This window comes from Bacteroides intestinalis (assembly GCF_003464595.1).
Lineage (GTDB): Bacteria > Bacteroidota > Bacteroidia > Bacteroidales > Bacteroidaceae > Bacteroides > Bacteroides intestinalis_A.
Window position 1 is genome coordinate 1 of sequence record NZ_QRZF01000029.1, and the last position, 13,178, is coordinate 13,178.

3 protein-coding genes and 1 pseudogene are annotated in these 13,178 nt (G+C 41.1%); all 4 read right to left on the reverse strand.

Annotated features, from left to right (window positions below; genetic code table 11):
- Positions 1-239 precede the first annotated feature (239 nt).
- The gene (locus tag DWW10_RS23910) at positions 240-5,000 is read right to left on the reverse strand and encodes a family 78 glycoside hydrolase catalytic domain (RefSeq protein ID WP_118422394.1); all 4,761 of its coding nucleotides are present in this window, start codon (positions 4,998-5,000) and stop codon (positions 240-242) included.
- Between the two features lie 15 nt (positions 5,001-5,015).
- Positions 5,016-6,206 carry a glycoside hydrolase family 88 protein gene (locus DWW10_RS23915; protein WP_118422390.1) on the reverse strand — a complete coding sequence of 397 codons (1,191 nt, stop codon included), beginning with the start codon at positions 6,204-6,206 and terminating at the stop codon, positions 5,016-5,018.
- Between the two features lie 1,530 nt (positions 6,207-7,736).
- Positions 7,737-10,331: pseudogene (locus tag DWW10_RS26170) on the reverse strand (beta-mannosidase); the annotation flags it as partial.
- A gap of 24 nt (positions 10,332-10,355) precedes the next feature.
- Positions 10,356-13,061: a glycoside hydrolase family 2 protein gene (locus tag DWW10_RS23925; protein ID WP_118422393.1), complete on the reverse strand. Its 2,706-nt coding sequence runs from the start codon at positions 13,059-13,061 to the stop codon at positions 10,356-10,358.
- Positions 13,062-13,178 lie beyond the last annotated feature (117 nt).

A 13,178-nucleotide genomic window follows, 5' to 3' on the forward strand; every position in this document is an offset into this window, starting at 1 on the left:
ACACCGTTTTTAGTTAAATAGGTGTAAACCATTTCTGTATTAAGTCAATATCACTGGTTCTCAGCAGAATAACCCCTAATATGAAATAAACAAATGCATCGTCCTGATATGGGCGACTGCGAAAGTGAGAGTAACCCGCTTACCCTCACACCGTTTTTTACTACCACCACACTTAATATCTTAACTATCAACGACTCGTACTAAGAGTGAGGGTAGTGAGAGTAACTTGATCCAACTTTTTATTGAACGCTTGAGTTCATGGTAACTGAAAAACGATAAGTTCCGGACTGCAACGCAAGCGAGATAGCCCTTCCCTTCTGCGCATACAAGCTAACTCCTTTCGCTTCTTTCCATATAGAATCTCCTTCTTTTAGGGTTTCCAAATCTATATCGGACAGCTTCAAAATAGCCGTAGTATTAGCAGGCACAGTAACTTCAAGATTCAGGACACCAGAATTCACCGCCCAGTTGGACACTATATTCCCATACATCGAATTATAATGTGAACGAACCTGCTGAGGCCCTTTCTCCGTAATCCAAGGTTCAATGATAAATTGTTTATATCCGGATTCCGTACGTCGAATACCTCCCAGAGCCTCAATAAACCAGCTTCCTATGTATAAATAAGAACTATGCAAAGCCGAGCCACGACATTCCCAGTCTTCAAAGAGTGTACCATTACCTTTTTCCAACATATTCCCCCAACCTGGAAAATCTTCTTTCATAGCCATCTCAAAAATCAAATCATCACGATGATTATCCAGTAAAGTATGCAGCAGGAATGAACCGGCAGTTATCCCTCCCCAGAAATGCCCTTTACGATTTACAAGAATTTCCTGTTCAAGACGTTTCCAGACTTTGGTCCTCAGATTCTCAGGAGGCAGATCAACCATTAATGCAATGGCCAGATACGAAGGATAACCATTCACATAACTATTATTCCGGGAATCAAAGAAAGTCGTATGTACTGCTTTACGGATTTCTGAGGCTCGCTTCCTATAAGTAGCCGCCACTGTTTTATGGCCCAAAATATCGGCTATCCTTGCTGCTGTCTCCAAACTATAAATCCAATGGCAATTATTGAAAAACAGCGTCTCACGTGTATCTCCAAGTGCTTTTCCTTGTTTTTCCATGGCTGATCGTTCCGACCATGCATCCGGCCAAAGCCAGTCTCCCAAGAAACTCCACTTACCTCCCCAGCGTACCAACATATTATGTTGGGACTTCGTTTCTAAAAAATCAAGCCAGCGCTGGATTGTCGGAAAACTTTCCGAAAGGATGCGTATATCTCCATATTGCCGATAAAACTCCCATGGCAATGTGATACAGAATCCGCTCCACGACGGACCTCCACCACCAATACGAGTAGGAGCTGTATAAGGAATATTACCATCTGCCTCTTGAACATCCCGCCAATCTTCCATCCATTTATTATAGAAAGCTCCCAATTGATAATTCCCCAAAGCCGTACGCGTGGTAGCCAAAGCATCTCCACCATAGCCACAGCGTTCACGATGAGGACAATCTACCACATAATTGCCTAAACTAAGGTTTTCCAAAGTCCATAAAGTGGTACGATAGATATTATTCAGTAAGGGAATATCACATTCAAATCCACCGCTTCTGCGATAATCAGGACGAATCATCCAACCACGTATCTGGTCTGTTGTTGGCTTATAGCGCAAACCACTGATTTGTACCCAACGGCCCGTCATATAATTAAAACGATTGCAGAAAGTTCCTTTCCGTTTAGGGCCCACTTTATAAATACTGTGTATGCCATAACTGCAAACATCCTTTTCCCTCTCGGAGAATTGGAATACGATTGAATCGCCAGGCTGGCCTTTAAGCTGCATTTCAAACCAACCGGCATAATTGACGCCCATATCAACTCTATAAACACCAGGAGTAATTTCCTGAATAGAGAGAGGAGTTATCTCTTGAATCAGACGATTAGGTTCCGTACGGTCTGAGGAAACTTTGAGTGCAGGGTGATACACTTTTACCTGTTCCCAATCGGAGTCGTCAAAATCAATGGCATTCCAATTATCTTTCTCTAAAGCCGCATCATAACATTCGCCTTCAAAATGATGGGCTTCCCAATATCCCAATAAAGTGTTGGGGCTGGCATGAGTCTTCCAGCTTTCATCGGAAGTAATTTGCAATTCTTTTCCTGAAGGCAATATAATCTCAGCCTGGACTAAAGCCATAGGAATAGCCGGCTTATCTTCCCGTTGATAAGCTGGGAATATAGACCAGGAGGTTCCTAACCACAGAGCTATCGCATTGTTACCTGATTTCAGATAATTCGTTATATCATAAGTCATATAACGGGCACGCGATTTATGATCCGTAACCGAGGGAGAAAGAACCGCATCCCCTACCTTTTTTCCATTCACATACAGTTCGTGATAACCGACAGATGCTACATAAATAACAGCATCCTGTGGTATAGTCTCCAAGTTGAATGTTTTGCGGAACCAAGGATCGGGCATCACATTATTGACCTTCCGGCCTCCTACACTCTGAGCTTCCATTTTTTCACTGCCTATCCATTGTGCTCCCCAGTCATCTGCCAATAATCCCATACGCCAAGAGGCAGGTGCACTCCAGGAAGACCAATTGCCTTGCTCATCGGAGAAACGAACTTTCCAGAAGCATTTTTGTCCGGCAATTAAAGGAACGCCTTCATAAACTATATTCACCGATTCATTAGTATTTATACGACCACTATCCCAAAGATCACCACGATTTGCATCCAGAAGAGCTTCGGAACTTGATACCAATATTTGATAAGCGGTCTGCTTCAGGCCACGCATACTGGTAGTTGTTCCCATTTTCCAACTTAACCGCGGCTTCGGTACATCAATTCCTAAAGGATTTTCCAGATATTCACATTTTAAGTCGAAAGGCTGGATAGCAGCAATATCTGTAAAGGTCGTACTTCCTGTTAATCCTTCTTTTGGGAAAGCGATCTGCACTTCTCTGCCATTCAGAGCAAGACATACCTCTCTTTGTTTATAAAGCGGATCAGCCGCCCAAATATCATAACCATTTTCCTTTTGTTCAAGATAGACAATAACTTGTTTATCCGCAGTTAATGTAAGCCCGCTATCCAACTCAACCATTCCCGGACGATAAAAGACAACAGCATATTGATGATTCAGCTTGACAGCCTGTACCGTAACCGAATTTTCAATAATCTTATAGTTCTGAGTAGCTACAAATGACTGGAAATCTTCTAAGGACTTATCAGGAACTACCATATAAGCATATTCCCCATCCTTGACCTTCTTTCCATGATCAATCCAAAGATTAAAGACAGCATCAGAAACTTCCTCGCCGCTCTCACTGATATTAATATCTTTCCAGGAACCACTTTGTTTCTGACTATTGACAGTTACCTCTCCACCTAAGGGAAACAAATAACCAACTTTATCATGATGCACCCAAATGGGATTTTTTATAGATGCGTTTTCTTTATAGATAGTACTACTTCCCTCCCCGCCAACGATCATCTTATCAGTAAAAAAGCACTGATTTACAGTTGTAACCACTTCTTCAGGAGCATCAGACGTTATGCCGGCTCCTAAACACAAAAGTACATCATCCATAAAGAAATAAGCCTTATTAGCTTTTACTCCCCTATAGCAATGTTCATAAGCAACCACCCCGTTTTTACCATTACTGACTCCACCGCCAAACTCATTCAATCCGAATAAATATCCTTGAAGCCTGGCTGAATCCGGATGTTGCACAGCTGTAGTACCTGGTATTTTATTCCAATTCCAGATAGGAAATATACTTTCATATTCTTTTCCTGAAGTCAGGATATTTGTTGTGCCAAGTGGTAGATTATACCCTTTGAGATTCTCATTATTAAGCATCTCTGTACCATTGGTTCGGGTAGAAATGACTTTAGCCGAAAGATAATAATTGGCTCCATGCTGAACCATAATATCCGATTTCCAGAAATACTTATTACCGGGAGTAGGAAATGGAGTACCGGACAGATGTTCTTTCCATGCAGAATAGTCTGCCGCGTGCTGTAAATCATTCTCCTCCATCCGCTCTAATGTGGCAGAAGAAATGTTACTAAGCCCCTCCTGACGTGATATATTACGGCCAATTGAACCAAAATCAAAAGTCCCTCGATAACCGAGTAAACGATGCCCCTCTAATAATAGATTAATAAATATCTCTTTTTTCTCCGGAGTAAAATAAGCATCAAAAACAGTACCCTTTACCAGTTGCAGATAGTATGCAATATCGTCTACATATGATAGCCCATACCCACCGGAGTACAATTGCGGACGATGCTGATGAAAACTGCCATCAATCTTAATACCTTCATCACCTTGTCCGGGAACTATTTCAATAGTAGAAGCAATAGATTCAAAGCCTATCCGTACCAGATCGATATTATCCTCAATGCATCCTTTATGAATCGTCACACTGGATACCCAAGTGCGATTTTTACCTTTATGCCCTTTATTTCCTGTAAGATCCCGTAAATAGGAAGAGTAATGTAAAAGCTGTTTTTTACTGATCTTACCCTTCAGCAGAAGCAACGGAACCATATAATCTTGCGGAGCACCAATATCACCAAACCACCAATTCTTCGACTCAGGACGCACTTTATACCAATAATCAATACCCGCAACAATTCTATTTAATAGTTTTTTTGAACTATAAAACTCACTCCCAGGTTTTCGGTAAGCAATAGCCATCGATTTCAATCGCTTCAGATGCGTACCGGCTGGAAAGAAGGCACCTTCATGTACTGTGATATAGTCCAAATCAGGGAAACTCCCATCCGGACGTATCGCATTCATATAGCCAGAGACTACCTGTTCATCCACTTTTGTTTCCAGATGGGAAGAGACCAGCCTGTCTGTCATTTCATCCAGTTCCTTTTGCATCTCCATCCGTATGTCTTTAGCCCCAGTCAAAGAACAAAATAGAGTAAGGAAGAAGAAAAATAGTTGTAATCGTTTCATAACCATATCATTATTTTAAGGCTTATCCACCAAAGATTTGTAACGGCATAGAGCCTCTACATAATAATAATCGGCATACGTTAAAGGTACATCAACCTCAGTACCGGACGGTATATTTCCTACTGAATGTTTAAGAATAAATCCTCCGTTGGTTCCCACCTCTGCCGTATATACCGGTGAAGATAATGTCTGTAGCATTTTCTCAGCTGCTTTATAATATTTTTCAGCCTTGTCTCCGGATACATATTGGGATAGTTCCAATAAACCGGAACAATTAATGGCAGCTGCAGAAGCATCACGTAAAGCATCCGGTATATCGGGAGCATTATAATCCCAATAAGGAATCAGGTCCTTAGGCATATTAGGATGGTTCAAGACAAATTCTGCAATTTTTATAGCTTGTTCAAGATACTCCGGTTTCTTAGTAAATCGATACATCATCGTATAACCATAAAGTCCCCAAGCCTGCCCACGTGCCCAAGCCGATTTCTCGGAAAAACCTTGCCCACCTTGATAATGCTTTATTGTACCAGTCTTCGGATTATAATTCAAACCATGGTAAAGACTATTATCGGCACGGAAATGATTCTTTAGAGTAGTATCGGCATGTTTCACCGCAATGTCATAAAACGTACTGTCTCCTGTGGCCTGAGCCGCCCAAAACAATAACTCCAGATTCATCATATTATCGATGATAACGACATAATCATCCGATCCACGATTGTGGGACTTGATACAGCCCACTACCGGACTGAAACGGGTAATCAGAGAACGGGCACTATTCGCCATAATATCTTTATATCCGGATTGTGGAGCAATGCGATTGGCATTGCCATAGCTACAATACATCATGAAACCAACATCATGTGTATTCACATTATACTGTTCCGGCTCCAATAACTTCAACATACGCACTCCCTCGGTATAGAGTTCTTCATTTCCTGTTTCTTCATACAAATAAAATAAAGTTCCGGGATAAAAGCCACTGCACCACCATTTTGAATTGCTGGTTTTCAAGCGCTGCATATGCTTGTCATACGTTTTAGGGAACTGGTTAGTTCCTTTCAGTTCATCTCTCATATAAAGATACTGGCGAGCAGCATGTTCCAAAGCCTTATCAACCTTTACCTTTCCTTTGGCAAACAGGTCGCCAGTAGAAAAGACACAGACAAAAGCCACAACAAACAGTAATGTTATCTTTTTCATATTTCTTTCTTTTCCAAATATGATATTCTTCATTTCACAATCTCAATTCCGCACAACTTTCAGTCCGCTAATATGCTTGATATCTGTTACATTCATTTCTTGCAAGCTATGAACCGGTGTCATCTGATCGTGCATATATATATTTTCCAGCATGATATTTTTTATCGGATGCTTTTCACTATAGCCTCTAATCAAAGAAGGAGTACTTCCTACTTCACGGACCCTGATGTTACTGAGGGTTATATTCTCCACATTTTCAGGAGAACGTAAATTGATTTCCAACCAGCGGCTTTCACTCTTATCACGAGGCCAAAATCCCTCAATATCTATATTATCAAAAAGTATATTACTGGCAATCCCTTTTCCCCATCTATGATTTACCGCAATGGCACGCATACTCTTATAAGAGAAAGAATTGATAAAACTCAGATTGGTCTGATCCTGCTCCACTCCAAAGCCTAATTTAAAAGTGGCACACCGGCTCCATCCGAAACAATCATCAAAGACAACATCATCCAGTATTTCCGGTTTCCCATACCATTTTCCTGCAATATCAGTCTCCTGCAACCAGGTTTTGGTAGAGTAAGTATCATCTTCGGCAATAGCAAACGAGTGCTTTACCAATACATGCTGGCACTCTTGAATATCGATAGCGTCATCTTCATAGTTCTTATCGTTCTCATTGAAATGCTTGGTATTAAGCAATGCCACATGATCGCAACGAGTTGGAACAACGCCCCACAGACCACTATCTACAAAAGTAATTCCATCAACTGTAAATCCGCTACATTGCATCGGAAATAAGAGGTTATTCAGATAATGATGTTGAGTACGCATATAGGTGCCATTCCCATCAATAATTCCACGACCATAGATCTTTATATTCGAAGAATTATCTTCCGTAAAGATAAACCAGGTACCATCCATTTTTAGTGATTGCTTCCGGTAATGTGTGATATAATCTTTCGGATTTCCTGTTCCACGGAGCACAGCCCCACCTTCCATATAAATATGCACATTGCTACGGAGAATTAAATTACCGCAATAATACAGGCCGGCCGGTATATAAACAGTTCCTCCACCATTACGATTCGCATCATCAATAGCTGTCTGAATAGCTATTGTACTCAACTCTGCTCCTTTTGGATCGGCTTTATAAGGTTCAGAGAGAATATTATATATACCTATCCCTTCATTCTCGGGTATATCTGTTTCCAGATTATCTGCCGCAATAGCCAGTTCTTTCAGTTCGTTGATCTTCACAATCAAGTAACGGGAATCTACCAAATCAAACGTCAGCTTATTACCGTCAGCTACCGCTTTTATGTTCAAAGCTAAAGGTGAAATAGTGAACTGTTTAATATCTTCATCTACTGTAACAGTAACCTTTTGCCTGCCGGAGAAGGAAAATGTAGCAAAATCATAGATAGGAGAAAAGGCTTGTACCGGTACATCAGTCTGGCCTACATTCAGAGAATGTTGTTTGCCACGCTGATAGCAAGATGCCAACGGATAAGCCTTCACTTGCGGTTGTTCCACTGCATCTGAAAAAGAAGTGACTTGCAGTCTTTCCGCAAACTGTAACCCAGGTAAATCAGTGGTCACTCTTACCGTCACAGGCTTACCCGGCAAGATATCCATATAATTATCAGATATAAAATTATCGATATCTCCTTTAAGCGACAGGAAAACTCCTCTTGCAAAAACATCACAAGATAAAGTAACATCATAACCACCTTCAACCGCTACGAAGTTCTTATTAATCCGTGCCGTTGCATAATGCATATCCTTCTGTTTAGCCGGAAAATAATTATTGGTATACTCTTTTCCGGTTTTATCTCTATAAGAGACATGGATTACAACATCTTCTTTATTCGCTCCATCCAACATTTTATCCACAGTTTCTCTCCAAACCACCGTACTTGTATTAGCCGGAACGGTGACCTGCCTGGTGAATTCCTTCACAATACCATCACCATCCAACCGGAGAGCACAAACCTTTAACTCACCTGAAGTAGGTTTCAGTCTGTCGGACACTATATATACCTGAAGAACGTTGCCATCTTCTATCGGTGATACCAGTAAATCAGCAAAAGACTTTACCGTAAAATAATGCTGGGCTTTCCAACGACCGTAATAATCACGACTGGACCAGGACGCTACCGGCCAGCAATCATTATGTTGCCACACCAATGATCCCATACAATAAGGCATATCACGCCGGTGTGCTTCCATAGCCATTTTCATAGCATCAGCCTGCAATAACTGGCTCATATAGGTAAATGAACGGAAATCTTTGGGTTGCCGGTATTCCGACAACAAGAAATCGTTAATACGTTTATTGGCTGTTGCCCCACCTCTCTGATGAGCCATCATCACTTCCGAAGTCAAATTCCAGTCTTCCTGCAGAGGTGCATAACGTTTAATTGATTCAAATTCCGGGAATGACTGAAAGCCATACTCACTAAAAAAGCGGCTCCGCTCATGCTTAAATTCCGAAAGAGGTTTTAATCCCTGCCAAACTTCCCAGTAATGCATGTCACCTACCGTATGATTGCGCGTACCCTTATCATCAGAGTAAGGAGACGATTTACGATAGCAAACCCCTGGATGATATTCCTCCACAACAGCCGGTAACGTTACAAAATACTGGTCCTTAAATTGCTTCCATATAATATCTGAATAAGCCGGATTCTGTTTATCGTAGGTATTCTTCCAATTCCAGTTAAACCAAGCATCCAGGCACTCATTATTACCACACCAAAGAGCTATACAACTGTGATTGCGCAATCGCCGTACATTATCTATAGCTTCCTTACGAATATTTTCCAGCAACTCACCCTCAGCAGGGAATACGCTACATGCAAACATAAAATCCTGCCAAACTAAAATACCGTATTTATCACATAAATCATAAAAAATATCTTTCTCATAAACCCCACCACCCCAAATCCGGAGCATGTTCATATTTGCACTGACTGCATCCTGAATTGTTTTCTCATAAATAGAGTCGGTAACACGTGTCAGAAAGTTATCGCAAGGAATATAATTCGCTCCTTTGGCAAACAAGGGTTTCCCATTCAGTTCAAAATAGAAACTTTCACCATGTTCGTCAGGAGCCGTTACCACTTTCAATGAACGGATGCCCAGTTTGTCTTCTGTTATATCTATTTGTTTTCCATCCAGTTCCAGAGTTGTAGCAAAGTCGTACAAGAAAGGTTCGCCTAAGCCATTAGTCCACCATAACCGGGGTTTCTTCATGGTAAATGATACCGGGATTTTATTCAAACCTTTATTTAAGCGAATTAATTTTCGGCACTCGGTACGGCTATCCGTACGATTGATTACAGAAACACTTGCTTCTGTTTCTTTATCAGACAGCACTTCTACTGTTACGTCTATTACAGCCTGATTGGCTGTCACAGACTTCTGGTTATAAAAGACATCATCTATACGAACCTCATCCCATGCCTCCAGGGCTACAGGACGCCAAATACCCGAAGTTACCAGACGAGGGCCCCAATCCCAACCAAAATGATAGCCGGCCTTACGAACAAATACTCCGACCTTACGATTCAGCAAACCTCCATTTTCCGACTGATCATTCGAACTGCGATATTGAAAAGGAACCGCTTCCCACTTCGGCATAGCTACTTTGATAGGAGAATGCAGGTAAACCTGCAACTCATTGCCATGCTCTTTCAAGAGAGAACGGACATCTGCTTGCCATTCACGAAACATATTATCTGCAGCAAGAACTTTCTTTCCATTCAGCGTTACGTCGGCATAGGTGTCCAGCCCCTCAAAATGCAATACTATATTTCTTTTAGCCAATAGTTCAGGAGCCACATCAAAAGTAGTCCGATAAATCCAATCCTCTTTATCCACCCACTGTACACCACGCTCATTGAGTCTGTAAAATGGATCATCTATCAGTTTGTTATTCATCAGGTCTGTGTGAACCGTTCCCGGCACTGTAGCCTCATACCAGTTAGTGCCCCGCGCCTGACGGAAGCTCCATTCTTCATGTAGATACTGAAGGACAGGCTGGGCATCGACTGCTGTAAACAGAAATAACAGATTCAGCAAGACTATATAGAATTTCATCTTCACTTTCATATTCATTTGTTTATTGTTATGAGATTAGGCTTACTTCTTTAAGTCCATCTGTTTACGATCCACATTCCATCCTTTTACCACTAATACCGGGTTTTCTACTATCTTTCTTATATCTGTTTCAATAATTACAGTTTTACTTTCACCCGGCATCAAAGAAAAGAAATTATCCGTATAGAAAGAAGGACGGATAGGTTTTAAATCCGGATTGAGGAATTGCAACTGATTGAAGAAAGCAATAGAATTGGATATATTTCTCACTGTAACATCCACAAAGTATTTGTCTTCAGTTTTTCTTATCCTATAAGAGGTCTTCAGTTTGGCTTGTTTCAGTTGGGATAAAGCCTCAAAACCTGAAGAAGTAGGTCCCGTCAATGTTTCTTTACCCTCATATTTGTCATTCGAACGCCAATAGAAATTGGAGGAAACCTCTTTATTCTTTTCATCTTTCAACCTTAACTTAATAAAATGTACCTGTGATATGTTTTCAGGGAAACGAATAGTCAAAACATCATTTGCTACTCCATCTGAAGGAAGGTCCACTTTGGCAGACTCTTCAAATACCAACTTACTATTAATATCATATACCTGGGCCGTTACCGTGTAGGCTTTAAAAGCCTGATAAAAATCATTCACCACTGATACGGTATTTTTTAAATAATCAAATTGTGCATGCAAAGGTTCCAAAGAATTGGCTGTATGATAAAGCGAAGCTGTTGGTTCTAACGACCAATCCCACATACGGGCACATACCTGGCGAACCGGACAGTTATGATACCAGAAAAGCAAACCGGAACAGAAACGGTCACCATAATCCAATTTATTGTAATTCCATACTTCCCAGATACTTTTTGAGTTCATTGCTCCTACAAACTGTCCCTTCTGTGCAAACTCATCAATGGAAGAAGACTTCCCATAATTATTAACCAGATCGGTGTACATGGTAGACATCAAATGGAATCCATTCCCATCCAGATAATCCCAGACTTCTTTGTTAATAGGCCACAAGTCTTTTTCATCCATCATCTCCCGAAGAATTTCAACCGTAGGGAGTGTCGGAGCACCATATTCCGGATTGAATCCATCGACACGGCTCCCCCTTTGCGAAGCTGTGTTTTCATAATGTTGCATCGGGTTTACTTGTTTATACGGACTTCCATCATGCACTCCGGCACATTCCGATTGCATCTGATAACCACGCGTTCCATCAAGTTTGTTCAATAATTCGGGAGTACCGCTAACTTCGGAACTCTCATTCGAAGCTACATAATAGGCCAAAGCCGAATGGTTGCGAATACGTTTCACTGTAGATTCCACATTATTCAGATATACGCTCTTATCCTGCGGATGGCGTGTATCCCCCGTCATCCAGAACTCCTGCCAGATTAATAGTCCCAGTTCGTCACAAAGCTGATAAAAATAGTCGGATTCAGCAATGCCACCACCCCAGAAGCGAATCAGATTAATACCTGCCTGGCGAGTGTATCTCAACTCAGCATAGGTACGTTCATCCGAAGTACGTAACATTCCTTCAGGAATCCAGTTTGTACCACGAATAAAAATTCGCTTGCCATTCACGTAGAACACGCGCGATTTATCAGGAGTATTTGTATCAGAAGTGATCTCACGAATACCGAACCTGGTTTTAACGGAATCACAAACTTGCCCTTTTACGTTCACCGTCAGTTTCAGTTCATATAAGTTTTGGGGACCTTTATTGACCGGCCACCACAAACGTGGATTACGGATAGTGAGTTGAGGAAACTCTTCCGGAGTAAAAGTCACAAGCTTTTCCTCACCACGCAAAATGCGGAAAGGCTTTTCTACAACAATATTTTCTCCCGTAATCTCTCCTCTGATCACTCCACTGATTGTATCTGTCGAATTAAGCGGATTAACCACTTCCACAGATATAGTTTCACGGGCTATATCATAGCCCGGTTTATGAAGTTCTGACTTTACAAACGGATGACGTAATGTCAATGTCCCTGTAGCATACATGGAAATGCTCTTCCAAATACCTGTATTACGATCTCTGATACCATCCATAAAGGTAAAATCCCAACCCACACTCATAAGCATTGTGGTGTTCAGACCAATGTTCCCATTGCCTCCATTATGAAATTCGCCTACAGCCCCCCAAGGCTTCGGCATCGTAGTCCCCGGTACATCCACCGGATAAACTCTGACAGCAAGAACATTCTTATTGCCCACTTTTACAAAATCTGTAATGTTAATGTAGTCATTGACAAACATTCCATTGATTGTGCTCAACAAATTTCCATTGACCCATACTTCGGCACGATAGTTGATACCGTCAGGTTGCAACCAGATATTTTTTCCTTTAAAAGAAGTTGGAACCTCAAATTCGGTACGAAACCAATAAGTATAGAACTCACGGCCTACCTTTGAAATATCCGGTATTTTATTGGATTCAATCTTATTATTCAATCCATAATAAGGTTCTGGATACTTTTCATTGTATACAAGGGAATTAAGTACAGTTCCCGGGACAATGGCAGGTAACCATTCACCTGTATCATATCCCAATGATGAGACTTCCTCGGCAGATGCTTTCACATCACCTACTTTCATCATTTTCCAGGTATATTCTCCCTGATGTACCTCTTTCGAATCCAACCAAATTCTATCGGTTGTCCTTGCATAGTTTGTATCACTGCCCTGTACAGAATATGAAACAGACAGGAACAAAAGCAAAAAAATCAATAGTTTATTCATCATATTATTACTTTATTTAAGTTTCGCAAGTGCTCAACTTATTAGTTGACAAGGTTTCAGTTGACAAGGTGACAAGGGAGATAGTCTCACAAACGATTCTCACCGATCGTATTCTCA